We start from the raw sequence: 26,458 nt of genomic DNA, 5'->3' as shown, positions 1-26,458 counted from the left end.
CTAACTTTTCGGATTTAGCACGAGCCAAATTTTTATTTTTTCTATTTATCTTTTAAATTTTAAATATACAAAAATAAAAATTTGGCGGACTTTATAAATAAGCAAAAACCTCTCGGAAAGCCTATAATAGCTATGTTTTATACACGTTGTTGTGTGTAGTGTTTTGCGTTCTGCTTGGTTTTCCTATGTTTGTTATTTAGTTCAAATGTGTGCGTTGGCAAGACATACTCTTTTGCAATTTTGGGCTTGTGTGTTGGCTGTAGCGAATTGCAAATGTGTATGGCTTATGCGTTGGCATTGTTCAGAGTGTTTTCCAATGTTTCCTTAAATTCATTTTCGTTTTCGTTATTGTAAAAAGGAACTCCAGTTATTAAATAATTATCAGAATCGATTTCAATGGTTTTTTTGTCCTCTCTAATTTCTTTTAAAAAGTCCTCTTTCCATTTATCGTGTGCTTTCAAATGATTTCCTTTCGGTTCAATGAAAACTTGATAAGTCAACTCTTTTCCAGCTTTTTGTTTGCAGAATAGCACGAAATCTGGTTCAAATGCTCTACCTAATTTATCAATGATTTTAATTTCTCTTTCATTTCTGATTAAGTATATGTTCTCAAAATTATTTTCTAATTGCTCAAATCTTCTTGCAAACATTTTTACAAACTCCTTTTCCTCACTCGTTCCGTAATTAGCATTATAAACATACCATTCTGGTTCACTTACTACGTCAAATTGTCCATCAGCTCTTTCGCTGTCTTTGTAAACTTTAATTTCCTTGTCTTTAAAGACTTCGTGAACATTTTTGTTGATGTATTCAGAGCCTTCATATTCTGTTAAGTTCGATTTTATTTCAGATTCGATGGTTTGCAATAACTTTTGAACTGCTAACAAATAGTCGAAATTAGAAATTTCGTCAAGTCTTGTTTTTGTTCCTCTTAATGTTATTTCTAAACCTCCTAAATATTCTTTACTGTCAATAAAATTTGATAAGGATTTTGTATTTGGGAAATACCTTTCTAAATTTTCAAAATAGTAAAAGGGATTTTGAGTTAATGCGTAGCGAATAATATGCTTTGAAATATCAGAAATTTTTACGTCTCGTTCTTTAATTACTTCGTCATTAGATTTAGGGTTTTCCATTTCAAAGAATACACTACTTTTTTTACCCATTCCAGAAGATAGCGTAAAACTTATATTCCTTTTTGAAACGCCTAAATCCGAAAACGATTTTACATTATCGTAGCTTTTCTCAATTTTCTTATTAAAAATAACTTTTCCAGTTTTATAGAAATCAGTCTTCTTGAATTCTGGCTTTAGAAATAAATTAAGTTGTATTGATTTATCTTCATCTTCATAAATCCCAGATTCTACCAAGGCTTTTTTCAATTCTGAAATGTAACGATTGTCCTCTTTTGTATGGTAATAAAGTTCTTCTAAAACTTTTAAATCGTTAGATAAATCTTCATCATATTTACGTTTGTAAAGGTCTTGTCCTTCTTCTAATTTAAACGGAAAATATCTTGCTCCTCTACCAATTAATTGGGCTTCTGAAAGAGTTGTTTTTCCGATTGTTGTATTAGTTCCACCTGTATTTTGACCTTCGTATAATCTTACAATGTCAAATAAGTTTAAAACGTCCCAACCTTCATTTAATTTTTGAACTGCAAAAACTGCTCTAATTGGGTTGTTTTCATCTTCCAGAGTGTTTAGTTTTATTTGGTTTAGTTCAGCTTCTTTATCATTATTTGCACTTATGCAATTTTCTTCTTTGAAGTTTGACTTGATTCGTTTTGCGATGTCATTACTTGACAAATTGATTTTCGCAAAAAAGTCAAATGCTTTTTGAACAATACCAATAGTCGAAGTCTTTTTAATGTTTTCTACCATTTTAGCAGAAAAATCATCAATAAGTTTGTGGAAGTTTTCTTTATTTTCTTCTGATTCCTTAATCGTTCTTTTTGCCTTAAAAAGAATAACAGGCTTTAAGTTAATATTGTTTGAAGTTGCTAATTCCTGACGATATAAATTTAAAATTAAGGCTTGGATAATGCGTTCTTGTTCATCATATAACGACCTTATTAAATTGATTTCTTTAGAAAATTTATCAATTCTAAATTGTGCTAAATCATATTTTTGAATAACTTTATCTTGATACTTTTCTACGATTGATTGTGTGTCATAATCTAATGTGGCAGTAAATTCTAACAAAATATTATCATAATTCTGTTTTAATATTTCCTCAACTGTTCCTTCCCAACTTCCAAATAAATTTCCGCTTTTTGTTCCAGAACTTAAATGATGAGCTTCGTCAGCAATTAAAGCAATTTTTTTGTCTTTAAAATCTTCATAAGTAACACTATTTTCCTTTGTGTTATTTAAGTCAATATGTAATTGTTGTATTGTTGTAAAATTGATATTTATGTTTTCATTATCAGCTTCCTCAAAATTGTCAACGTCTTTTATTAAAATTTCTTTATTGTCAATTACTATTTTATCACTAAATAAGTATTTTGAAGCTTGAGGATTTAAAAAGTTGTCTTTTGTTTTTGTAATAATGTTGTTGCTATTCACAAAAAACAAAAAATTCCGATAGCCTTTTTCATAGAGATACAGCATTAAACCAGCCATAACTAACGTTTTTCCGCTACCAGTTGCCATATTGTAGAGTAGGTGAAAAGGCTTATTTGGTTTTGCGTCAAAATCTTCGTTGTAACAAAGCATAAAACGTTTAAAAGATCCTTCTTGATAAGGTCTTATGTCGTATTTTATGTTGTCAGAAATGTAATTTGGTACTTCCGTTCTTGCAACTTCTCTTTTACCAAATTCTTTGATTAATGTATCATATAAATATGCCATAATTAATCTTTTTTAAGTTGGTAAAAATCTTCTGTAACTTTTTTCTCGGCTGTTGAACAATCGAAATCTTTATCATTAATTGATGAGAGATTTACATATAATTGGTTTTTATCTAATAATTCTATTAAATGCTGTTTTTGTTGAGCCAGTTCCAATTTTTTAAAATCGGCAATATGTTCATCTTGTTTTTGAATATCTACATTGTAATCAAGGAAAGATTTAGCTTTCATTTGTTCCCAAATTTTCAATAAATCTTTACTGTCTTTGGCTTTTTCAATTTGGTCTATAAATGTTTGATTGTATTTTTTTAATTCTAAATATGTGAATGAACCACCACCTTGCCAATTATATGCTTTTGAAACTCCTGATTGTTCTCCGTTGACTACATTTTGTAGTCTTTTAGTACTGTCGTTTTCTCCATAGTCTAATTGCTCTATGCCAATAAATTGTCTTTTAGATTTCATTGAAACAGCATTTGTTGTTCCGCTTCCTAATTGATAATCCAAAACAATATCATTTTCATTAGTTCCAAGTTCTATTATTCTTGAAAGTAAAACTTCTGGTTTTTTGGCAGTTGGAAAACTTACTCCACCTTCATTTTGAGTGTTTTGAAAATCAATGTCCCACCAAAAGTCACAAAGCAACATTCCTAAATCATTGATGAATTTTTGATTTTTGTAAACCTTTTTTATTCCTTGTTGTAGTGGTGTAATTACTTGTCCATTGTAATATAAACCTTGAGAATTTCCATCTTTGAAATGCTCGTAAACTTTGTCAACTTCTAATCGAGATTGTTTTTCGGCTTCTTTATTTTTATGAGATTGCAAACGACATATTCTATCTGAATGGCTCAAATAGAATTTTTTAAATTCCTTATTGTCAATATCAAGTTTGCCAACAGCTATTTTTTTGCTAATTACTTTTTCTTCAAGTAAAACATCTATTATACTTACTAATTCATAATCGTTTATGTTATTACCTTTCAAATAACGAGAATAGTGTTTATCCCATTTTTCTCTAACAGAATACTGTGGGTTGAGTGTAGCCGAAGAGGTTTTACGATACGCAAGAATTAAATCTTTTTGTTTAATAATTGTCTTGTCTTTATGAGCTGTTTTAGTTCCACTTGGTGTTGATGATTTAACTGCTATAACATTTAAAAAGTTTTCAACTTTGAATATTTCATCACATAATACTTTTAGATATGCTTCCTCAATATCGTCAACATTAATAAAAATGAGTCCATCATCTTTTAGTAATTGCTTCGCAACAATAAGTCGGTTCTTCATAAATGTTAACCAAGTTGAATGGTTGAAACTATCATTGTATTGAAAACTGTCATTTCCAGTATTAAAAGGTGGGTCTATATAAATCAATTTTACTTTTGCAGTAAATTCTGTTGTAAGCGAATGAAGTGCTAAAAGGTTGTTTCCTTTTATTATTAGGTTATCAGTAATAGTGTCTTCTGGTAAACCTCTTTTCTTATTTAGTTCAGCATCTCTCGTAAAACCCGTAAAATCTTTTTCGCCATTTTTATCGTAGGTTTTAGCATTGGTTAAAACTTTTGGTTCTAAAAGTTGAGTGATTTCGTCTTGTGCTAATGTTTCATTAAAGAAAATTTCTTCTCGTTTATCTTCTTCACGACTTTGTCCACCTTCCAAAACACAATCTTTAAATGGCCAAACTAACGCAACGAAGTTGCGTTGTTTTAGGTATTTACCATCAATCGTTAAGCCAACTTTGTTTTTGTATTGTGTATAGCTGTCGTTTAGGTAATTTTTCTGTTCCAGAAACTGTACAAATAAATTTTGGTTAAAAACTAATGTGCCTTTTATGTCTAAAAAAAACTTCTCTTTTAATTCTTTGTCCTCCAGTAAAATGGCAATTAAGTCAACATCATAATTTTGTGCTTTATTAATTACGACCCATTTTTTTAATTCTCCGTTGTCGGAAACAAAGTTAATTTCCTTTTTAAGTTGCTTTTCTAACGCTTCGTATAGTTTCATTTATTGGTCGTTTCTTTCAATTAGTAATTCGCTGACCTGTACATTTAGTATTTCTGCTATTTTGTATAAGTCTTCCAAACTCGGCTGTCTTTTGTTTCTTGCGTACTCGTTGATAGTCGTATAACTTTTATCAGTTTGGTCTGCAAGCCAAGTTTGAGATATTCCTTTATTTTTTAGAACTTCTTTTATTCGGTTCATTTGTAACCTTTTTGGTTAATCAGACGCAATGTAATAATAATTCGCTGAAATGTAGTGGAAATGTTCGTTGTATTCTCGTGATTGAGCGTTGGGAAGAAACAGCTCTTTTATTTTTTTGAGCTTTGGCTTTTCGCGTTGGCAAAAAAATAAATGTGCTGTTTGTGCGTTGGCTTTTTTAGTTCAAATGTTCAATTTTAGCACGATTTTTACATTACACACAACTCAAGACGAATATGACGTCATTTTAATGACTTATATTCGGCGTTAGCGAAGTTATATTTTTTTTAATTTAGAAACAAACTAAATTAAAACTAAACCTTTATAGTTAGCATAGGCTTTAAAGCATTTTTAGATAAGTTTTTGGTTACGCTTCCTGTAAACAAATGCGCTAAACCACTTCTTCCATGAGTGCTTAAAGCAATTAAATCTGCGTTAATATCTCTAGAAAAATTTAAAATACCTTTTTCTACAGAAACATCACTATACACATTTATTTTGTGTTTGGGTAAATTAAAATCGGTAATAAACTCTTTAACTTTCTGTTTTGCTTCTGATGTTCCTTGAAAATTTGCAGGTGTATTTATTTTTAGTAAATGAATTTTACTATTAAAAATAGTTGCAAAATCAACAAATTTACCAAATACTTCTTTGTTTTCTTCCTTAAAGTTAGAGGCAAAGACTAGATTTTTTAATTTGAATTTTTCGTTGTCTTTTTTTACAACAATTACAGGTCGTTTAGAGCTTCTCACAACTTTTTCTGTATTAGAACCAATAATCATTTCTTCAAATTCAGAATGCCCTTTAGAACCCATTATTATTAAGTCTGCATCAATTTTATTGGCATATTTTTGAATACCTTCAAAAGGATTACTTAATTTTATAAAGTATTTTACATCTATATTTTCATTAAAAATAGCATCTTTAAATTTTAATACTTTTTCTCTTACTTTTCTTAAATACAACATACTTTCTGGAATGCTAAATCTACTTCCTGCTCCCATATCTATGACGCCTTTGGGTAGTTCTATTAAATGAATTAGATACACTGTAGCATTCGTTTTTTTAGCTATTTTTGCAGCCATTTTTGAAGCGTATTCAGATGACTTTGAAAAATCTATGGGAACTAAAATTTTTTTCATAGTACAAAAATTTAAAATTGAAGAACTCTGTATATAAAGATACAAAAAATAATTGAGTATAAGTTAATTTGGTAAATCGCCAATATTTAGTATATTTGCAGCGAAAATTAGGAATAAATGATAGGGAAGGGGACTTAAAAGTCCCCTCTTTTTATACTTTTTTTTAAGGATTATGAAGCAGGAAAATAAGATAAGAGATTTAGTAGATGAAGCATTAGCACTGAATGAATCGTTGTTTTTAATAGATTTATCTATTTCAATAAACAACAAAATTCAGGTTATTGTAGACGGAGATAATGGAGTTCCATTAAGCGAATGTATTAGAATTAGTAGAAATGTTGAGCATAATTTAGACAGAGAAGAAGAAGATTTTTCGTTAGAAGTTTCTACGCCAGATATTTCTCATCCGTTAAAAGAAAAGAGGCAGTACAAGAAAAACATCAACAGAATATTAAAAGTTAAAACTTCAGAAGAAGAATTTGAAGGCACTTTAATAGAAGCAGATGATAATAAAATTGTACTAAATTGGAAAGCAAGAGAACCAAAACCAATAGGTAAAGGAAAAGTTACTGTACAAAAAGCAGCAACTTTAGCATATAAAGATATTAAAGAAGCAAAAGTGAAGATTGTATTTTAAGCAAAAAATGTAATGGAGAATATAGCATTAATTGATTCGTTTTCAGAATTTAAAGATAACAAAAGTATAGACAGAGTAACATTAATGTCTATTTTAGAAGAAGTTTTTAGAGCTGCCTTAAAACGTAAGTTTGGGTCTGATGATAATTTTGATATTATTATAAACCCAGACAAAGGAGATTTAGAAATTTGGAGAAATAGAGTAGTGGTTGCAGATGGTTTTTCTGAAGATGATAATGAAGAAATAGAATTAAGTGAAGCAAGAAAAATTGAGCCAGATTTCGAAATTGGCGAAGATGTTTCTGAAGAAGTAAAATTAATCGACTTAGGAAGAAGAGCTATTTTGGCCTTACGTCAAAATTTAATTTCTAAAATTTACGAACATGATAGCACCAACATCTTTAAACAATTTAAAGATTTAGAAGGAGATTTATACAGTGCAGAAGTACATCACATACGTCATAACGCAATCATTTTATTAGATGATGAAGGAAACGAAATTGTATTGCCAAAAAGCGAACAAATTCGTTCAGATTTTTTTAGAAAAGGAGATTCTGTAAGAGGTGTAATTAAATCGGTAGAATTAAGAGGTAATAAACCTGCAATTATTTTATCGAGAACATCGCCAGCATTTTTAAATAAATTATTTGAGCAAGAAATTCCAGAAGTTTTTGATGGATTAATTACCGTAGAAAGAGTGGCAAGAATACCAGGTGAAAAAGCAAAAGTAGCTGTAGATTCTTATGATGACAGAATAGATCCTGTTGGTGCCTGTGTTGGGGTAAAAGGTTCAAGAATTCACGGAATTGTTCGTGAGTTAGGTAACGAAAATATAGATGTAATCAACTACACCAAAAACGAACAATTATTTATTTCAAGAGCCTTAAGTCCTGCAAAAGTGACATCAATGGAAATTGAAATGTATGAAGAAGAAAAAAATGGTAAAAAAGGACGAGTAAGTGTACTTTTAAAACCAGAAGAAGTTTCTAAAGCAATTGGTAGAGGTGGTGTAAATATTCGTTTAGCAAGTGAGTTAACAGGTTATGAAATAGACGTTCAGAGAGAAGGTTTAGAAGAAGAAGATGTAGAGTTAACAGAATTTATCGACGAAATCGAAGATTGGGTGATCACCGAATTCAAAAAGATTGGTTTAGATACTGCAAGAAGCGTATTAGAAACCAGTGTAGCAGAATTGGTAAAAAGAACCGATTTAGAAGAAGAAACCATTATAGATGTTCAAAGAATCTTAAAAGAAGAATTCGAGGACTAATTATAGCAAGAAGTAAAGTAAAAAGTATATTTTTACAAGTAATAAGTTAAAAAAATTATATGTCTGTAGGCAAAACAATGAGGCTTAATAAAGTTTTAAGAGAGTTAAATATTTCTCTTGATAGAGCTGTTGAGTATTTAGCGGATAAAGGTCACGAAATAGAAGCGAGACCAACCACTAAAATTACTGACAATGTTTATCAAGTGTTGCTAGATGGCTTCGAAACAGATGCAAACAAAAAAGCTGCATCTAAAGAAGTTGGAGAAGAAAAGCGTAAAGAGAAAGAAGCAATTCGTTTAGAACTTGAAGCTAAATTAGAAAAGAAAAGAGCGGAAGAGGTTAAGAAGGAAGAAGTTTTAAAAGCTAAAGCAGATAAACTAGAATTTAAAACCGTTGGTAAAATCGACATAGAGAATGTTGGTAAAAAACCTGCAGTAAAAACCGAAGAAGTTAAGGAACAGTCTAAGGAAACTGTTCCAGAACCTAAGGTCGAAAAACCTTTAGTGAAAGCTGAAATTCCAGTGGTTAAAGCAGAAGCTCCAAAACTAGATAAACCAAAAGTTGTAAAAACTATTTCTGAAGTTGATAAAGTTGTAACGAAAGCGAAACCTAAGACTGAAGATAAAAAAGAAGCTCCAAAAGTAGAAGAAAAAACTGAAGAAGTTACTCCAGAAAATGCTGAAGCAATTAAAACTCAGTATAAAAAATTAGACGGACCTAACTTTACAGGTAAGAAAATTGATTTAAAACAATTTGAAAGACCTAAAAAGAAAAAACCAGAGGTTAAAAAAGAGGCTAGTGCAGACGCTAAAAAGAAGCGTAAAAGAATTAGCAAGCCAGGCAACAGTACTTCTAATAATAGTAGAGGAGGTCAGAATAGAGGTAATCAGAACAATAGAGGCGGTCAAGGCAATAAAGGCTTTAGAGGTAGAGGTAATAGGCCAGCTGCAGTTAAAAAAGAAGAACCTACAGAAGCAGAAATTCAAAAGCAAGTAAGAGAAACTTTAGAAAAATTACAAGGAAAATCTTCTAAAGGAAAAGGAGCAAAATATAGAAGAAGTAAAAGAGATGCTCACAGAGAGCAAACAGAAGCAGAATTAGAAGCACAAGTTTTAGACAACAAAATCTTAAAAGTAACCGAATTTGTTACCGTAAGTGAAGTTGCTACGATGATGGGAGTTGGTGTAACAGAAATTATTTCTGCTTGTATGTCTTTAGGGATGATGGTAACTATGAATCAGCGTTTAGACGCAGAAACATTAGTAATTGTTGCAGAAGAATTCAATCATAAAGTAGAGTTTGTTGGTGCAGAAGTAGAAGAAGCAATAGAAGAAGTAGAAGACAAACCAGAAGATTTAGAAAAACGTGCGCCAATTATTACAGTAATGGGTCATGTAGATCATGGTAAAACTTCTTTATTAGATTACATTAGAAATGCAAATATTGTAGAAGGAGAAAGTGGAGGAATTACCCAACATATTGGTGCCTATTCTGTAAATGTTGGTGATGAAAAAATAGCATTCTTAGATACTCCTGGTCACGAAGCCTTTACAGCAATGCGTGCACGTGGAGCACAAGTAACAGATTTAGTAATTATTGTTGCAGCAGCAGATGATGATGTAATGCCGCAAACAAAAGAGGCAATTTCGCACGCGCAAGCTGCAGGAGTTCCAATTATATTTGCCATCAATAAAATTGATAAACCAAACGCAAATCCAGACAATGTAAAAACACAACTTTCTTCAATGAATTTATTAATTGAAGAATGGGGTGGTAACATTCAATCGCAAGATATTTCTGCAAAAACAGGTCAAGGAATAGATGAGTTATTAGAAAAAGTTTTATTAGAAGCTGAGGTTTTAGAATTAAAAGCAAACCCTAATAAAAATGCAGTGGGTACTGTTGTAGAAGCACAGTTAGATAAAGGTAGAGGTTATGTAACTACCATATTAGTTCAGGCTGGTACTTTAAAAATTGGTGACTATATCTTAGCAGGAAAAAACAGCGGTAAGGTAAAAGCAATGTTTGATGATAAAGGAAACAAATTAAAAGTTGCTGGACCATCAACACCAGTATCAATCTTAGGATTAGATGGCGCGCCACAAGCAGGTGATAAGTTTGTTGTTTTTGATGATGAAAGAGAAGCAAAGCAAATTGCAACAAAACGTTCTCAACTACAACGCGAGCAATCTGTAAGAACTCAGAAAACATTAACACTTGATGAAATAGGACGTAGAATTGCGTTAGGAGACTTTAAAGAATTAAACATTATCTTAAAAGGGGATGTAGATGGTTCTGTAGAGGCCTTAACAAATTCATTCCAAAAATTATCAACAGAAGAAATTCAAGTAAATATTTTACATAAAGGTGTTGGAGCCATTACAGAAAGTGATGTATTATTAGCAACAGCTTCTGATGCCATTATTGTTGGGTTTAATGTGCGTCCGCAAGGAAATGCAAGAACAGTTGCAGATAGAGAGGAAGTAGATATTAGAACCTATTCTATTATTTATGATGCAATAAATGACTTAAAAGATGCAATGGAAGGAATGTTATCTCCTGAAATGAAAGAAGAAGTTACGGGTAATGTAGAAATTAGAGAAGTTTATAAAATTTCTAAAGTTGGTAACATTGCAGGTTGTATGGTAATGTCAGGTAAAATCTTTAGAGATTCTAAAATTAGAATTATTAGAGAAGGCATTGTAGTTCACGATGGGGTTTTATCATCATTAAAACGTTTTAAAGATGATGTTAAAGAAGTGGCAAAAGGATATGATTGTGGTCTTCAAATTAAGAACTTCAATGATATTCAACAATACGATGTTATAGAGGCATACAAAGAAGTAGCCGTAAAAAAGAAGTTGAAATAAACTGATTTTTATATAAACTAATACGCCGAAGTAAATTTTACTTCGGCGTTTTTTTATGTTCAATTTTTGCTGCTTTTTGCAAATAATACTGCTCTCTGTTAACTAAAATTTATACCATTTGTTGTTTTAAATTTTTGCTAGAGAAAATAAAAATATAGCTTAATTCTGGTTTTATTTTATTCTGAAATAGAAAAGAAAAGATACTTTTTTTTGGGTTATTTTAAATCAGAAAAAGAAATTATTTTCCCATAGGAATTACTATAATTCCAGAAAACTTTTCTTGAAACTTAATTAAATCTTTGTCAGCTTCTAGCTTTGTTTTATAATTTCCAACTTGTACTTTCCATTCAGGGGCATTGTATACCAGTTTAGAAAAATTGCCAGGAAATTCTATTCTAAAACGAGCTCTATATTTTCTTGCTTTTTGTTCATTACCATTATAAAGTTGAATTCTATAGCCAAAACCATACTTTTTATTATAGCTTCTTTTCTTTGCAATTAATTGTTTAATTTCTTTAGAGCTGTTGGTTTGATTTTGAGAATAAATACTTGTGCTCAAAAGCAATAAAACAACGACTAAAACAAGTGGATTTAATCTTTTTTTCATACTTAATTTATATTTCTACAAAAATAACGAGTTGTAACATAATATATTGAATTATATTCTTATTTAGAATTGTTATAAATTAAAGTTTAACATTCTTTTCCTTTTTCAGAATATGGCAATAAGTAGTACTTTTGTAAAACCGAAAAAAATGACTTTTATCATTTTAATTTAGATATTTTTAAACAGAGTTTAAATATGAAAAGTGTAGAATTGCACAGTAGACTAGCCAAAATACTTCGTATAAGTCTTACAGTCCTTTTGTTTTTTGCTTTTAACGTGTCTTCTTTTTCACAAGAAATAGACGAAGTTCGTCATAAAGAAGGTAAAAAACTATTTAAATCTTTATGTGCTTCTTGTCATAAGTTAGATAAGAAATTAATTGGTCCTGCTTTAGGTGGTATTGAAGATCGTAGAGAAAATGATTGGTTAAAAGCTTGGATTAAAAATAATGCAGAATTAAGAGCTTCTGGAGATGCAGATGCTATTAGTATTTTTGATGAGTACAAAGGCTCTCCAATGACTGCTTTTCCTCAATTAACAGATAAAGATATCGATGATATTTTATATTATACAACTGTTGGTGAGATTAAAAAGAAAGAAGTTGTTGCAGATAATGCAACAGGGAATGCTTCTAAAACAGGAACAGCTCCAGGATGGCTAATTTACATTTTAGCAGCAGCAATTATAGTTGCCTTTTTAATGATTGCTAGTTTGTTAAAACAAATTAGTGAGTTAAAAGGAAATAAACAATCAGGAGGTTCAGATTTAAAAGAACTTTGGGAAGGTTTAAAACAAAACACTTTCTTAAAAGTGCTAACAACAATCTTTTTATTGTTAATAGGTGCGTATGTTGCTTTTGGGTTGATGTTTAAAATTGGTGTAGATGAAGGTTATCAGCCAATTCAGCCAATTGCATTTTCGCATAAAATACATACAGGAGACAATAAAATCGATTGTCAATATTGTCACTCATCAGCAAAACATAGTAAAACTTCTGGTATTCCATCAGTAAATGTTTGTATGAACTGTCATAAAAATATTTATGAAGTTGCAGAAGATACAAAAGTTGAATGGGATGGTAGAACTTATGTAAAAGAAGATTTAGATAAAGAAATTGCAAAAATTTACGATGCAGCTGGTTGGGATCCAGATAATTTAGAATATACAGGTAAAACAAAACCTATAAAATGGGTGAGAGTTCATAATTTACCCGATTTTGTGTACTACAATCACTCACAACACGTAACTGTTGCAGGTTTAAAATGTCAAAAATGTCATGGTCCTGTAGAAGAAATGGATGAAATGTATCAGTATTCTCCATTAACAATGGGTTGGTGTATAGATTGTCATAAAGACACAAAAGTGAATTTAAAAGGGAATGATTATTACCAAAAAATTCACGAAGATTTGGCTAAGAAATACAAAGTAGAGCAAGTTACCATTGCACAATTAGGTGGTAAAGAGTGTGGTAAATGTCACTATTAATAAAAATTAAAGAATTAAAAGATTCAAAAATTAAAGGATAGCAAAATTGTTTTTCAATTTTTAAATCTTTCAATCATTAAATAAAAGTATAAATGGCTTCAAACAAAAAATACTGGAAAAGTGTTGAAGAACTTAAAGAAAGTTCTATTGTTGAAACGTTAAGTAAAAACGAGTTTGTAGAAGAAATTCCAACAGATCAGTTTTTAGGTGATAAAGAAACGTTAGAGAACTCTTCAACTTCTCGTAGAGATTTCTTAAAATATGTTGGATTCACTACTGCAGCAGCTTCTTTGGCTGCTTGCGAAGGTCCAGTAAGAAAGGCTATTCCTTATGTTGTAAAACCAGACGATGTTACTCTTGGAGTAGCAGACTGGTATGCAACTTCTATGGCAGATGGTTACGATTTTGCAAATGTGTTGGTTAAAACACGCGAAGGTCGTCCAATACAAATAATGCCAAATAAAGAAGCAAACGGATCAACCAGTGCAAGAGTGCAAGCAGCTGTTCTTTCTTTATACGATGAAAAATTACGTTTAAAAGAACCTCAAGATAAAGAATCGTATTTAACTTGGGATGATGCTGATGCTAAAATTATTGCTAAATTAAACGAACTTAAAGAAGCAAATAAACCTGTTGTATTATTAACAGGAACAATGGCAAGCCCATCAACAAATAAAATTATTGATGATTTTATTGTTGCAAATCCAAACGTAAAACACGTTGTTTACGATGCAGTTTCAGAAGCAGGCGCAGCAGATGCTTTTATGGCAATGTATGGCAGACGTGCATTACCAAATTATCATTTAGATAAAGCGGCAACAATTGTTTCTTTTGGAGCTGACTTTTTAGGCGATTTTCACGGAGGATTTGAAAAAGGATATGTAGCTGGTAGAAAACCAGAAACTGGTAAAATGTCTTACCACGTTCATTTTGAAAGCAATATGTCTTTAACAGGTGCTAATGCAGATAAAAGAGTGGTTGTAAAACCTTCTGATCAAGTATTTGCATTGTTAAATTTATACAACGCTGTTACAGGAGCAAATGTTCCCTCTAAAGCAACTTCTGCAGATGCTGAAGTAAAAAGAATGGCTAAAGAATTAAGAAAAGCGGGTTCTAAAGGTGTTGTTTTAACAGGTTTAAATGATAAAAATGCGCAATTAATTGCGTTTGAAATCAATAAAATATTAAATAGCGAAATTATTGATACAAACAATACATTAAATATCCGTCAAGGAAATGATGTAGAAGTTGCTCAATTAGTTGCTGATATGAATGCTGGTAAAGTTGGAGGTTTAATTACTTACAATGTAGATCCAGTGTATACATTATCAAATGCTTCAGCTTTTTCTGAAGGATTAAAAAAAGTAGCATTATCTGTAGCATTATCAACAGAATTGAATGCTACCGCAAATTCTATGAATTTTGCATTGCCAACACCTCATTTCTTAGAATCTTGGGGAGATACACAGTTTGATGAAGTAACGTATGGTTTAATGCAACCAACAATTCAACCATTATTTAATACGCGTCAATTTCAAGACGTATTATTAAAATGGTCTGGTAATTCAACAAAATATTACGATTATTTAAAAGCTTATGCATCAGAAAACGTTTTAAACGGAAGTTCTTGGAACAAAGCTTTGCATAATGGTTTCTTTAAAAAAGAAGTAGAATTTGGAATTATTGAAGATTTTGAGCCAGCAATAACAATTGCAGATGCTGCAAAACAATTAGCAAATTCCGCTAAAAAAGCGTCAGGTTTCGAATTAAACTTATACACGAAAACTGGTTTAGGCGATGGTAAACAAGCCAACAATCCTTGGTTACAAGAATTTCCTGATCCAATAACAAGAGCTGCTTGGGATAATTATTTAACAATGTCTATAGCAGATGCCAAAGCGTTAGATTTTTCTAATCCTGTAAAAGATAATGGTGCTATTGACGGAGATTATGCAAAAGTTTCTGTAAATGGTGTAGAAGTAGTTGTACCAGTTATGATTCAACCAGGACAAGCAAAAGGTTCTGTAGGTTTGGCTTTAGGTTTTGGTAAAACTTTTGGATTAAAAGAAGAAATGCAAGTAGGCGTAAATGCGTATCCATTGTACGCTAACGGAAACAATATTCAATACGGAGTAACCATAGAAAAAGTATCAGGAACACACAAATTTGCTTGTACGCAAGTACAAAAAACAATTGCAGGACGTCATGATATTTTAAAAGTAGCTTCTTTAAAAGAATACAATAGTAAAGTAGATCCAAAACACACTTGGAACAAACCTGCTTTTGTTTCTTACGATCATAAAGAAGTAGAAGCAAATACTATAGATTTATGGGATGAACACAACAGAGAAGTTGGGCATCACTTTAATTTATCAATAGATTTAACTTCTTGTACAGGTTGTGGTGCTTGTGTAGTTGCATGTCACGCAGAAAACAATGTGCCAGTAGTTGGAAAAAATGAAGTAAGAATAGGTAGAGATATGCACTGGTTGCGTATAGATAGATATTATTCATCTGAAGTAGAAACCAGAGAAGATGCTAAAGAATTAGGATTAAGTAGAGGTGAAATGTATGAAGCATTAGAAACTGAAGCAGAAAATCCTGAAGTTACTTTTCAACCAATGATGTGTCAGCATTGTAATCATGCTCCTTGTGAGACGGTTTGTCCGGTTGCAGCAACATCTCATGGACGTCAAGGTCAAAACCAAATGGCATACAACAGATGTGTAGGTACAAGATATTGTGCAAACAACTGTCCTTATAGAGTTCGTAGATTTAACTGGTTTAATTATGCAAATAATAACGAGTTCGATTTTAATATGAACAACGATTATGGTAAAATGGTATTAAACCCAGATGTTGTAGTTCGTTCTAGAGGAGTTATGGAAAAATGTTCTATGTGTATTCAAATGACACAAGCAACCATTTTAAAAGCTAAGAAAGAAGGAAGAGCTGTAAATACAGATGAGTTCGAAACAGCTTGTTCATCAGCTTGTACAACAGGAGCTATGGTTTTTGGTGATATCAACAACAAAAAAGACAAAGTAACAGCATTAGTAGCAGATAAAAGAGCTTATGGCGTGTTAGATTATTTACAGACAAAACCAAATGTAATCTATCAAGTTAAAGTTAAAAACACAAACGAAGCGTAAATGAGTTAGAAAGTTTTAAAGTTCAGAGTTAAAAAGTCAAAAAAAAAACTACTTTTCAACTTTAAAAACATTCAACTTTTAACTAAAATTATAAAATTAAGTAATAAATATGTCTCATTACGAAGCACCCATAAGGGAACCTTTAGTATTAGGTGATAAAAGTTATCACGATATTACCGAAGACATTGCAAAACCTATAGAAGGGAAAGCAAATAAGAATTGGTACATGGCGTTTTATATTTCTTTGGCAGCAATGCTTTGGGGATTTGGATGTATCTTTTACACAGTAGGAACTGGTATTGGAGTTTGGGGATTAAGCAAGAACATTGGTTGGGCTTGGGATATCACTAACTTTGTATGGTGGGTAGGTATTGGTCACGCAGGAACATTGATTTCTGCTGTACTTTTATTATTCCGTCAAAAATGGAGAATGGCTATAAACCGTTCTGCAGAAGCAATGACAATTTTTGCCGTTTTTCAAGCAGGATTGTTCCCAATCATTCATATGGGTAGACCTTGGAACGGATATTGGGTATTGCCAATTCCTAATCAATTCGGATCATTGTGGGTAAACTTTAACTCACCATTATTATGGGATGTATTTGCAATCTCAACGTATTTATCTGTATCCTTAGTTTTTTGGTGGACAGGTTTATTACCAGATTTTGCAATGATTAGAGATAGAGCTGTAAAACCTTTCCAAAAGAAAATATATGCATTATTAAGTTTTGGTTGGTCTGGTAGAGCTAAAGATTGGCAACGTTTTGAAGAAGTATCTTTGGTATTGGCAGGTTTAGCAACGCCATTAGTACTTTCTGTACATACTATTGTATCTATGGATTTTGCTACGTCTATCAACCCAGGATGGCACTCCACAATTTTCCCTCCTTATTTCGTAGCTGGGGCAATCTTTTCAGGATTTGCAATGGTGCAAACCTTATTAGGTATTATGAGAAAGGTAACCAATATGGAAGAATATATTACACGTTTACACGTAGAATATATGAACATCGTAATCATTTTAACTGGTGGAATTGTAGCTGTAGCCTATGCAACTGAGTTTTTTATTGCTTGGTATACAGGATCACCTTATGAAAACTACACCTATTTGTCTGTGGGTGCTGCAACAGGGCCTTATGCTTGGGCATTCTATTCATTGTTATTCTTTAACATTTTAACGCCACAGTTTTTATGGTTTAAGAAAATAAGAAGAAGCTTTATATGGTCTTTCATCATTTCAATATTTATTAATATTGGTATGTGGTTTGAGCGTTTTGATATCATTGCCATTGTATTAAGTAAAGGTCATTTACCATCAACATGGTGGCGTTTTGAACCAACATTTGTAGATGTAGGTATTTTTATAGGAACTATAGGATTCTTCTTTGTATTATTCCTTTTATATGCAAGAACATTTCCTGTTATCGCACAAGCGGAAGTAAAAACGATATTAAAATCTTCGGGTGAATTTTACAAGAAGAGAAGAGAACAAGGTATACCTACTAAACCAGCTATTAGCGTAGTGAATGTAGAAGGTAAATCAGATAAAAAAGATAAAGAATAATTATGGAATCATCAAAAGTTATTCACGCGTTTTATAATGATGACGAAATTCTGATGGATGCAGTAAAAGCTGTAAAAGCAGAACATCATCACATTGAAGAAGTATTTTGTCCTTTTCCAGTTCACGGATTAGACAAAGCAATGGGATTGGCACCAACCAGATTAGCAATTACCGCTTTTATGTATGGTATTACAGGTTTGGCAGTAGCCATTTGGATGACCAATTATATGATGATTCAAGATTGGCCACAAGATATTGGTGGAAAACCAAACTTTACTTGGTGGGCAAATATGCCTGCTTTTGTGCCAATTATGTTTGAATTGACTGTATTTTTTGCAGCCCATTTAATGGTAATTACTTTTTATATGAGAAGTAGATTATGGCCTTTTAAAGAAGCAGAAAATCCAGATCCAAGAACTACAGATGACCATTTTTTAATGGAAATTCCTGTACACAATAATGAAGCTGAACTAACAGCCTTATTAGCAAAAACAGGTGCCGTAGAAATTAATGTAGTAGACAAGCAATAATATATAGATAATGAAGAATTTTAAATTAATTATCGCTTTAGTAGTTTTTGCAAGTATTATTTCTTGCAATGACAAAAGAAAACCCCAAGTACAGTTTATGCCAGATATGTATGAGTCTGTACCTTATAATGTAAATGGAGCTGATGCGCCTTATAATAAAGGAGAGGTAAATCTTAAACCTGTTGCTGGTACAATTGCAAGAGGAGGTCATCCTGTATATGATATTCCTAATACAAATGATGGCTATGAGTTAGCTAAGGCTACATTAACAAATCCTTTAGAGGCAACAGAAGAAAATTTAGCAAACGGAAAAAAAATGTACGATATTTATTGTGCAACTTGTCATGGAACTAAAGGTGATGGAAATGGTTTTTTATCTCAAAGAGAAAAGTTTTCTGGAATCCCAAATTATGCAGACAGAGATATTAATGCGGGTAGTATTTATCATGTAATTATGCACGGTAAAAACTTAATGGGTTCTCATACATCGCAAATAACGTATAAAGAGCGTTGGCAGATAGTACAATACGTTGAAAAATTACGTTCAGATTTAGCAAAATAATTACAAAAAGATAGAATACGAAAGATATGTATCAATTCTCAGGTAAATTAAAAATGTTCTCATTAATACTAATCTTGGTAGGTTTAGTAGGAATTGGATATAGTTTTTTTACAGCACCAAAAACTGTAGAACAAGCAAAAGAAATAATAGCACATCAAGCTTCTCACGGAGATGCACATAGTTCTTCTCACGATGATGTTAAAAAAGATGCGCACGTACAAGAAGGTAATAATCACCATTCTGATGCTGAAACTCACGGAAATCATAGTGATGAACACGCAGAACACGTTTTACATCAATTACAAAACAAACCTTGGTCAGCTTTATATGTTTCTTTATTCTTCTTCTTAGGAATAACCTTATTAGTATTGGCTTTTTATGCATCGCAAAGAGTAGCACAATCTGGTTGGTCTGTTGTTTTATTTAGAGTAATGGAAGCAATTACGGCTAATCTAGTACCAACTTCTATTATTATGATTGGTGTGGTTGTAGCTGCAGTTATGCATTGGAATCATTTGTTTCCTTGGATGGCAGAAGGTACTTTTGACCCAACAAGCGAAAAATACGATGCTATTGTTGCAGGAAAATCTTGGTGGATGAATGTGCCAGGTTGGGCAATTAGAAGTGTTGTTTATTTAGCAATATGGAATGCTTACAGATGGTTTATCCGTAGAAATTCTATCAAAGAAGATACTGTAAATGATGGTGGTAAAACCTACAAATTAAACTACAATGTTTCTGTAGGGTTTATTTTCTTATTTATGCTTACAGAAACAATGATGTCTTGGGATTGGATTATGGGATTAGATCCACACTGGTTTTCTACATTATTTGGTTGGTATGTATTAGCTAGTTTATTAGTAAGTGCATTAACTGTAATTGCTTTTGTAACCATATATTTACGCTCTAAAGGAGCTTTACCTGCAGTTAATGACAGTCATATTCATGATTTAGCGAAATTTATGTTTGGTTTCTCTGTATTCTGGACCTATTTATGGTTTGCTCAATTTATGTTAATTTGGTATGCAGACATTCCTGAAGAAACTACTTATTTTGTAGCAAGATTTAACGAATATAAATTACCATTTTTAGCAATGGTAGTAATGAACTTTGTGTTTCCTATATTATTATTAATTAATAGTGATTTTAAGAGCATTCCTTGGTTTGTAGTTTTAGGAGGTTTAGTTATACTTGCAGGACATTATGTAGATGTTTTTGTAATGATTATGCCAGCTACAGTTGGGGCTCAATGGTCTTTTGGTATTGCAGAAATTAGTGCATTATTGTTCTTCTTAGGAATATTTATTTATGCTACTTTTAGTGCATTTGCAAAAGCAAATCCTATTCCAAAAGGAAATCCTTTCTTAAAAGAAAGTGAACATTTCCATTATTATAATATTGAACACAGAGGAGAAGGATCAACAGATCATCATTAATAAATAATAATTAAATTAAAATAATTAAGACGAGATACATATGCTAGCTTTATTTTATATTTTTATCGGTGTTGCAATCGGTGTAAGTTTCTGGCAAATTACCAGAATTTTGAACTTAAGAGGCACTATTGCTACAGATAAAGACAATGTTACTCAAGGTAAAAACGCCATATATTTTATGGTTTTTTTATATGCAATGATGATTTATTGCTTAATCTTTATGAATGTTATTATGTTACCAGAATCTGCTTCTATAGAAGGAGAACATGATGATAACCTTTTTAATATTACCTTTTGGCTAATTGGTATTGTACAATTTGTAATGCAATTTGTAATTTTCTACTTTACATTTAAATACAAAGGCAATAAAGATAAAAAAGCAAAATTTTATGCAGACAGTCATAAATTAGAAGCTATTTGGACCATTACGCCTGCGGTAGTTTTAGTAGTTTTAATTGGTTACGGATTATGGCAATGGAACAATATTATGGATTTATCGGACGATAAAGATCCTATTGTTATAGAGGTTTATTCTCAACAATTTAGATGGGATGCACGTTATGCAGGAGAAGATAATACTTTAGGTTTTGGAAACGTAAACTATATAAAAGGTATTAACACAATGGGTGTTGATATGACTGACAAGAACTCTCAAGATGATAAGCAAGTAACTGAATTGTATTTGCCAAAAGGCAGAAAAATTCATTTCAAATTTCGTTCTCAAGATGTATTACACTCAGCTTATATGCCTCACTTTAGAGCACAAATGAATTGTGTACCAGGTATGGTAACAGAGTTTGGTTTTACACCAAAATACACAACTGAAGAAATGAGAGCACAATCTGAAGTTATAGAAAAAACAAAAGGGATTAATAAAATAAGAAAAGCCAAAGGAGAAGAACCTTATGAATTTGATTATTTGTTATTATGTAATAAAATTTGTGGTGCTTCTCACTACAATATGCAAATGAAAATTACTGTTGTAGAAGAACAAGAATATAAAGAATGGATTGCAAAACAACCAACTTTAGCATCAGTTATTAAATAATTATAATTAAAAGACACTACAAATTAATTAATAAGGATTATGTCAGAACATCATCATAAAGAAACATTTGTAACAAAATATATTTTTAGTCAAGATCATAAAATGATTTCTAAGCAGTTTTTAGTAACTGGTATGTTTATGGGAATCATTGGTGTGCTTATGTCTATGTTATTCCGTATGCAAATTGCATGGCCAGAAAAATCGTTTTCAATTATTGAAGCTTTTTTAGGACCACATCAAACAGACGGAATAATGAACCCAGATATGTACCTAGCATTAGTAACAATTCATGGTACTATAATGGTATTCTTTGTATTAACAGCAGGTTTAAGTGGTACATTTTCTAACTTGTTAATTCCATTACAAATAGGAGCAAGAGATATGGCTTCAGGTTTCTTAAATATGATTTCCTATTGGTTATTCTTTTTATCAAGTATAATAATGGTAATTTCTTTATTTGTTGAAGCTGGTCCAGCATCTGCTGGATGGACAATCTATCCTCCGCTTTCTGCCTTACCACAAGCAATGCCAGGTTCTGGTGCAGGGATGACTTTATGGTTGGTTTCTATGGCAATATTTATTGCATCATCTTTAATTGGTTCGTTAAACTATATTGTAACAATATTCAATTTAAGAACTAAAGGAATGAAAATGACAAGATTGCCATTAACAATTTGGACATTCTTTTTGACTGCAATTATTGGAGTAGTTTCTTTCCCAGTATTATTATCTGCGGCTTTATTATTAATTTTTGATAGAAGTTTTGGAACATCATTCTATTTATCAGATATATTTATATCAGGAGAAGTTTTACATTACCAAGGAGGGTCGCCCGTTTTATTTGAACATTTATTTTGGTTCTTAGGTCACCCAGAAGTATATATTGTAATCTTACCAGCAATGGGTATAGTTTCTGAAATACTATCTGTAAATTCTAGAAAACCAATTTTTGGATATAGGGCTATGATTGGTTCTATTATAGCAATTGCTTTCTTATCTACAATTGTTTGGGGGCATCATATGTTTGTTTCTGGAATGAATCCTTTCTTAGGATCCGTATTTACATTTACAACCTTATTAATTGCAATTCCATCTGCAGTAAAATCTTTTAACTGGGTTACCACTTTGTGGAAAGGAAATTTACAATTAAACCCAGCAATGTTATTCTCAATAGGATTGGTTTCTACATTTGTTACAGGTGGTTTAACAGGGTTGGTTTTAGGAGATTCTGCTTTAGATATTAATGTGCATGATACTTATTTTGTTGTAGCACATTTTCACTTAGTAATGGGCGTTTCTGCAATTTTCGGGATGTTTGCTGGTGTGTATCACTGGTTTCCAAAAATGTATGGTAGAATGATGAATAAAACCTTAGGATATTGGCATTTTTGGTTAACTATAATTTGTGCTTACGGTGTTTTCTGGCCAATGCACTTTATTGGCTTAGCAGGCTTGCCACGTAGATATTATACAAATACAAATTTCCCAATGTTTGATGATTTAGCAGACATAAATGTTGTAATTACAATTTTTGCATTGGTAGGTGGTTTTGCTCAGATATTTTTTATCGCAAACTTCTTTATCTCAATTTATAGAGGTGAAAAAGCAACGCAAAACCCTTGGAATTCAAATACGTTAGAATGGACAACTCCAGTAGAACATATTCATGGAAATTGGCCAGGAAAAATTCCTGAAGTTCATAGATGGGCTTATGATTATAGTAAAAAAGTTGACCCTAATGATGATGATAGCGATTATTTACACGGTCAAGATTTTGTGTTACAAACCACGCCTTTATTAGATGGAGAAGAACCATCTTAAGAATTAAACTGTCATTACTGCGCAGACAGGAATCTAATATATAAAGTGAAAGCCTTTCCAAATTTTTGGAAAGGCTTTTTGTTGTATAAGAAGTATCATTTTGATTTGTTATCTTAGCTTTTACTAACAAATTACAAAAATGGCTGTTTTAGAAAAAATTCAAAATAGTATAAGTTTCCTTTATAAACTCTTTGATATTGAAGATAAAAAAGAAATATCAATAATAGAAGAAGCTGAAGAAAAGATTCAATTACCAGATGAATATTTAGAACGATTTACACTTTTTCCAATTCAAAATAAAGATTCTTTAAAGAATAGAGAAGAAGAATTAAAAAGTTTAGAATTGGCTTATGATAATTGGAAAATCGTAAAATCGCCTCTTTTAGTGGTTGATGATCCAGGTGAAGGCGGAACTTCATTACTACACGCAAGTACTTATATTTATCCATCAGCAAAAATTTTAGAAACCAACCAAGCAATAGATTCTTATAAAAAGTTGATAGGAATTTTAGTAAATCTTTTAAGAATAGAAGCAGAATTTAAAACCTTAAAAGATTTAGAAAAGTTTATCAATTCATCAGAAGAAAGCGAAATAATTATTCTAGAAAATATTGAAAGACTTTTTATAAGAAGAATTCGTGGTTTTGATTTGTTAGAAGATTTTTTATTGTTTTTACACGCAACAAAAAATAAAATTTATTGGATAATTTCTATCAACAAATATTCTTTTTATTATCTAAATAGAGTTAAATATTTTTCATCACATTTTCCATCAATCTTACATTTAAAACCTATTTCTAATGAACAGCTAAAAGCTGAAATTTTAGATAGAAATCAAGGATATCAAACAATATTTCTAAAGCCAACTAAGATTACTAAAAGCACAGATAAACAATTAAAAAAAGCAACAAAAAAAGAAAGGCAAAAGTTATTAGAAAACTTGTTTTTTAAAAAGTTATTTGCTTTTTCTAAAGGAAACATCTCTAAAGCAATTTTGTATGCTAGAAATTCTGCATACAATGTAAAAGAAAAAACGGTTTTTATAAAACCTTTAGAAATTAAGGTTTTAGATGATTTGTCTTTAAGTGATTTATTTATTCTCGAAGCTATTTTTCAACACAGATCATTATCAATAAAAGAATTGAATATTGTGCTTAGAAATTCTGATAGAGAAAGCAGATTAAGCATCGAAAAATTATTAGAAAAACAGCTGGTTAGAACCACATCTACCATTAATGGTAAAACAGAATACAGAATCAACTTAATGTTTTTAGATCTTTTAAAAGATTTGTTAAGAGAACGATTAAATAGAAATTTTAGATAAAATGAAAAAAGGAATATACACATTATTTTTCTTGACTACGATTTCTAATTTTGCGCAAGAAAAAACAGTTAAAGACGTAACAAACAATGTAGAAAACACAATTTCTACAGCAACAGAAGTAATTTCTATTACCAAAATACTTACTATAATTATTGTTATAATACTTACTTGGGGATTAATAAAATTACTAGATTGGTTTTTTAAAAACTTAGTAAAAAACTTTAACAGACATCGATTAAAAATTCTAAGATTACAGCCCGTTATAAAGATTTTAGTTTGGACATTGGCAATCTACACACTCGTAATTACACTTTTTAATCCATCAGCAGAAGCAATTTACGCCTTAATGGGTTCATCTGCTTTGGCATTAGGTTTTGCATTACAAGACATTGTAAAAAATATTTTTGGAGGATTGTTAATTATCTTAGACAGACCTTTTCAGATAGGAGATAGAATTAATATTAAAGGAAATTATGGAGAAGTTGTAAATATTGGCTTAAGAAATACGATTGTAAATACTTTAGATGATAATACTGTAACCATCCCAAATTCGGCAATTATTTCCGACAGTATTTCTAACGCAAATTCAGGCGCTTTAGATTGTATGGTAGTTGTAAATTTATGGTTACCCATTAATGTTGATGTTTCTCAAATCAGAAAAATTGTAGAAGAAGCCGCAATTACATCAAGATATTTAAATATAGACAAACCAATAACCATTTTGTTTTTTGACTATTTTGATGACCATGCTGCAACAAAAGTAGTAGTAAAAGCCTATGTTTTAGATGCTCGTTACGAAAAACTGTTTGAAGGCGATGTAACAGAATCATCAAAAAAAGCATTTATAGAAGCAGGTATTTATAGTTAAAAAGACAAAATATTTGTGTAACAAAAGAGACTAAAGTCTAGTTTAAAATCATTTATCTTTGTAGTTATGAACCAAAACTTAAATCCTGAAAACAATCATTTTACAAGTGAAGAATTAGATGTAGAAAGAAAATTAAGACCTCTTTCTTTTGATGATTTTACAGGGCAAGAGCAAGCCATAGATAATTTAAAAGTTTTTGTTGAAGCTGCAAATCAAAGAGCAGAAGCTTTAGATCACACATTATTTCATGGACCTCCAGGATTAGGTAAAACAACCTTGGCACATATTTTAGCCAACGAATTAGATGTGGGTATAAAAGTTACTTCTGGTCCAGTCTTAGACAAACCAGGAGATTTAGCAGGTTTGCTAACAAACTTAGACGAAAGAGATGTGCTTTTTATAGATGAAATACACAGATTAAGTCCAATAGTAGAAGAGTATTTATATTCTGCTATGGAAGATTATAAAATTGATATTATGATAGAATCTGGTCCAAATGCCAGAACAGTTCAAATCAATTTAGAACCATTTACTTTAATAGGCGCAACTACTCGCTCAGGATTATTAACTGCGCCAATGAGAGCTAGATTTGGTATTAGTAGTAGATTACATTATTATAAAACAGAATTATTAACTACCATAATTCAAAGAAGTGCACATATTTTAAAGGTTCCTATTTCTATGGAGGCAGCCATAGAAATTGCTGGTAGAAGTAGAGGAACACCAAGAATTGCAAATGCGTTATTAAGAAGAGTTCGCGATTTTGCTCAAATTAAAGGAGATGGAACAATAACCATAGAAATTGCAAAATACGCACTAAAAGCATTAAATGTAGATGCACACGGTTTAGATGAAATGGATAATAAAATTTTGGCAACTATTATTGATAAATTTAAAGGAGGCCCAGTAGGTTTAGGAACCATTGCAACTGCAGTATCAGAAAATACAGAAACCATAGAAGAAGTATATGAACCTTTTTTAATTCAGCAAGGTTTTATAATGAGAACGCCAAGAGGTAGAGAAGCTACAGGTTTAGCATACAAACATTTAGGGAGAATTAAAGGAAAAAACCAAGGAGAATTATTTTAAC

Annotated in this window: 19 protein-coding genes; 14 read left to right on the top strand and 5 right to left on the bottom strand. The window is 31.2% G+C overall.

Translation table 11 applies throughout. The features are described 5' to 3' along the window. Positions 1-284: 284 nt before the first annotated feature. The 4 genes from ACY2RX_RS04525 to ACY2RX_RS04510 form a co-directional block, all read right to left on the bottom strand. Positions 285-2,852: a DEAD/DEAH box helicase family protein gene (locus tag ACY2RX_RS04525; protein ID WP_490102774.1), complete on the bottom strand. Its 2,568-nt coding sequence runs from the start codon at positions 2,850-2,852 to the stop codon at positions 285-287. 2 nt (positions 2,853-2,854) lie between these two features. Next, positions 2,855-4,858 (bottom strand): DNA methyltransferase, encoded by a 2,004-nt coding sequence (locus ACY2RX_RS04520; RefSeq protein WP_490102773.1) that lies wholly within the window; start codon positions 4,856-4,858, stop codon positions 2,855-2,857. Further along, entirely contained in the window at positions 4,859-5,056 is a 198-nt protein-coding gene (locus tag ACY2RX_RS04515) for a helix-turn-helix transcriptional regulator (RefSeq protein ID WP_068452248.1), read from the bottom strand. It abuts the gene before it with no gap. A 311-nt stretch (positions 5,057-5,367) separates the two neighbouring features. Next, entirely contained in the window at positions 5,368-6,195 is an 828-nt protein-coding gene (locus tag ACY2RX_RS04510) for a universal stress protein (RefSeq protein ID WP_490102772.1), read from the bottom strand. Positions 6,196-6,367: 172 nt separating this feature from the next. On the opposite strand from ACY2RX_RS04510, the gene rimP reads away from it, so the two are divergent. From rimP to infB, 3 genes are read left to right on the top strand one after another with little or no spacing between them, the layout of a single operon-like run. Beyond that, a complete protein-coding gene (rimP, locus tag ACY2RX_RS04505) occupies positions 6,368-6,832 on the top strand; it encodes a ribosome assembly cofactor RimP (protein WP_490102771.1) in 465 nt (154 codons plus the stop codon). A 12-nt stretch (positions 6,833-6,844) separates the two neighbouring features. Further along, complete coding sequence (gene nusA, locus ACY2RX_RS04500) at positions 6,845-8,101, top strand: transcription termination factor NusA (protein ID WP_490102770.1); 1,257 nt, start codon at positions 6,845-6,847, stop codon at positions 8,099-8,101. A gap of 59 nt (positions 8,102-8,160) precedes the next feature. Beyond that, the gene (infB, locus tag ACY2RX_RS04495) at positions 8,161-10,971 is read left to right on the top strand and encodes a translation initiation factor IF-2 (RefSeq protein ID WP_490102769.1); all 2,811 of its coding nucleotides are present in this window, start codon (positions 8,161-8,163) and stop codon (positions 10,969-10,971) included. 238 nt (positions 10,972-11,209) lie between these two features. Here the strand turns inward: infB and ACY2RX_RS04490 are convergent, their stop codons facing one another. Continuing rightward, positions 11,210-11,578 (bottom strand): SPOR domain-containing protein, encoded by a 369-nt coding sequence (locus tag ACY2RX_RS04490; protein WP_490102768.1) that lies wholly within the window; start codon positions 11,576-11,578, stop codon positions 11,210-11,212. Positions 11,579-11,773: 195 nt separating this feature from the next. On the opposite strand from ACY2RX_RS04490, the gene ACY2RX_RS04485 reads away from it, so the two are divergent. The 11 genes from ACY2RX_RS04485 to ruvB all read left to right on the top strand — a co-directional run bounded on the left by ACY2RX_RS04485 (position 11,774) and on the right by ruvB (position 26,457). Further along, entirely contained in the window at positions 11,774-13,063 is a 1,290-nt protein-coding gene (locus ACY2RX_RS04485; RefSeq protein WP_490102767.1) for a c-type cytochrome, read from the top strand. Positions 13,064-13,155: 92 nt separating this feature from the next. Beyond that, positions 13,156-16,215 (top strand): TAT-variant-translocated molybdopterin oxidoreductase, encoded by a 3,060-nt coding sequence (locus tag ACY2RX_RS04480; protein ID WP_490102766.1) that lies wholly within the window; start codon positions 13,156-13,158, stop codon positions 16,213-16,215. Between the two features lie 109 nt (positions 16,216-16,324). Continuing rightward, positions 16,325-17,779 (top strand): NrfD/PsrC family molybdoenzyme membrane anchor subunit, encoded by a 1,455-nt coding sequence (nrfD, locus tag ACY2RX_RS04475; protein WP_490102765.1) that lies wholly within the window; start codon positions 16,325-16,327, stop codon positions 17,777-17,779. A 2-nt stretch (positions 17,780-17,781) separates the two neighbouring features. Further along, positions 17,782-18,309, top strand: a complete 528-nt coding sequence (locus tag ACY2RX_RS04470; RefSeq protein ID WP_490102764.1) for a DUF3341 domain-containing protein — start codon at positions 17,782-17,784, stop codon at positions 18,307-18,309. A 10-nt stretch (positions 18,310-18,319) separates the two neighbouring features. Beyond that, positions 18,320-18,871 carry a c-type cytochrome gene (locus tag ACY2RX_RS04465; protein WP_490102763.1) on the top strand — a complete coding sequence of 184 codons (552 nt, stop codon included), beginning with the start codon at positions 18,320-18,322 and terminating at the stop codon, positions 18,869-18,871. A gap of 26 nt (positions 18,872-18,897) precedes the next feature. Beyond that, positions 18,898-20,307 carry a quinol:cytochrome C oxidoreductase gene (locus ACY2RX_RS04460; protein WP_490102762.1) on the top strand — a complete coding sequence of 470 codons (1,410 nt, stop codon included), beginning with the start codon at positions 18,898-18,900 and terminating at the stop codon, positions 20,305-20,307. Between the two features lie 40 nt (positions 20,308-20,347). Further along, entirely contained in the window at positions 20,348-21,355 is a 1,008-nt protein-coding gene (locus ACY2RX_RS04455; RefSeq protein ID WP_490102761.1) for a cytochrome c oxidase subunit II, read from the top strand. Between the two features lie 39 nt (positions 21,356-21,394). Then, entirely contained in the window at positions 21,395-23,176 is a 1,782-nt protein-coding gene (locus tag ACY2RX_RS04450; RefSeq protein ID WP_490102760.1) for a cytochrome c oxidase subunit I, read from the top strand. 139 nt (positions 23,177-23,315) lie between these two features. Beyond that, the gene (locus ACY2RX_RS04445; protein ID WP_490102759.1) at positions 23,316-24,500 is read left to right on the top strand and encodes a hypothetical protein; all 1,185 of its coding nucleotides are present in this window, start codon (positions 23,316-23,318) and stop codon (positions 24,498-24,500) included. Between the two features lies 1 nt (position 24,501). Next, positions 24,502-25,368, top strand: a complete 867-nt coding sequence (locus ACY2RX_RS04440) for a mechanosensitive ion channel family protein (RefSeq protein WP_490102758.1) — start codon at positions 24,502-24,504, stop codon at positions 25,366-25,368. Between the two features lie 66 nt (positions 25,369-25,434). After that, positions 25,435-26,457 (top strand): Holliday junction branch migration DNA helicase RuvB, encoded by a 1,023-nt coding sequence (gene ruvB, locus ACY2RX_RS04435; protein WP_490102757.1) that lies wholly within the window; start codon positions 25,435-25,437, stop codon positions 26,455-26,457. The last annotated feature ends 1 nt before the right edge of the window (position 26,458 follow it).

The organism is Polaribacter sp. 2405UD43-2 (assembly GCF_058147125.1).
The sequence above is the reverse complement of the archived record's forward strand: the minus strand, read 5'-3'. Positions and strand labels throughout refer to the sequence as shown.

Excerpts from the sequence above, each read along its gene's own strand:
- ACY2RX_RS04525 (WP_490102774.1), bottom strand. The coding sequence starts at position 2,852 with ATGGCATATTTATATGATACATTAATCAAAGAATTTGGTAAAAGAGAA.
- ACY2RX_RS04520 (WP_490102773.1), bottom strand. The coding sequence starts at position 4,858 with ATGAAACTATACGAAGCGTTAGAAAAGCAACTTAAAAAGGAAATTAAC.
- ACY2RX_RS04515 (WP_068452248.1), bottom strand. The coding sequence starts at position 5,056 with ATGAACCGAATAAAAGAAGTTCTAAAAAATAAAGGAATATCTCAAACT.
- ACY2RX_RS04510 (WP_490102772.1), bottom strand. The coding sequence starts at position 6,195 with ATGAAAAAAATTTTAGTTCCCATAGATTTTTCAAAGTCATCTGAATAC.
- rimP (WP_490102771.1), top strand. The coding sequence starts at position 6,368 with ATGAAGCAGGAAAATAAGATAAGAGATTTAGTAGATGAAGCATTAGCA.
- nusA (WP_490102770.1), top strand. The coding sequence starts at position 6,845 with ATGGAGAATATAGCATTAATTGATTCGTTTTCAGAATTTAAAGATAAC.
- infB (WP_490102769.1), top strand. The coding sequence starts at position 8,161 with ATGTCTGTAGGCAAAACAATGAGGCTTAATAAAGTTTTAAGAGAGTTA.
- ACY2RX_RS04490 (WP_490102768.1), bottom strand. The coding sequence starts at position 11,578 with ATGAAAAAAAGATTAAATCCACTTGTTTTAGTCGTTGTTTTATTGCTT.
- ACY2RX_RS04485 (WP_490102767.1), top strand. The coding sequence starts at position 11,774 with ATGAAAAGTGTAGAATTGCACAGTAGACTAGCCAAAATACTTCGTATA.
- ACY2RX_RS04480 (WP_490102766.1), top strand. The coding sequence starts at position 13,156 with ATGGCTTCAAACAAAAAATACTGGAAAAGTGTTGAAGAACTTAAAGAA.
- nrfD (WP_490102765.1), top strand. The coding sequence starts at position 16,325 with ATGTCTCATTACGAAGCACCCATAAGGGAACCTTTAGTATTAGGTGAT.
- ACY2RX_RS04470 (WP_490102764.1), top strand. The coding sequence starts at position 17,782 with ATGGAATCATCAAAAGTTATTCACGCGTTTTATAATGATGACGAAATT.
- ACY2RX_RS04465 (WP_490102763.1), top strand. The coding sequence starts at position 18,320 with ATGAAGAATTTTAAATTAATTATCGCTTTAGTAGTTTTTGCAAGTATT.
- ACY2RX_RS04460 (WP_490102762.1), top strand. The coding sequence starts at position 18,898 with ATGTATCAATTCTCAGGTAAATTAAAAATGTTCTCATTAATACTAATC.
- ACY2RX_RS04455 (WP_490102761.1), top strand. The coding sequence starts at position 20,348 with ATGCTAGCTTTATTTTATATTTTTATCGGTGTTGCAATCGGTGTAAGT.
- ACY2RX_RS04450 (WP_490102760.1), top strand. The coding sequence starts at position 21,395 with ATGTCAGAACATCATCATAAAGAAACATTTGTAACAAAATATATTTTT.
- ACY2RX_RS04445 (WP_490102759.1), top strand. The coding sequence starts at position 23,316 with ATGGCTGTTTTAGAAAAAATTCAAAATAGTATAAGTTTCCTTTATAAA.
- ACY2RX_RS04440 (WP_490102758.1), top strand. The coding sequence starts at position 24,502 with ATGAAAAAAGGAATATACACATTATTTTTCTTGACTACGATTTCTAAT.
- ruvB (WP_490102757.1), top strand. The coding sequence starts at position 25,435 with ATGAACCAAAACTTAAATCCTGAAAACAATCATTTTACAAGTGAAGAA.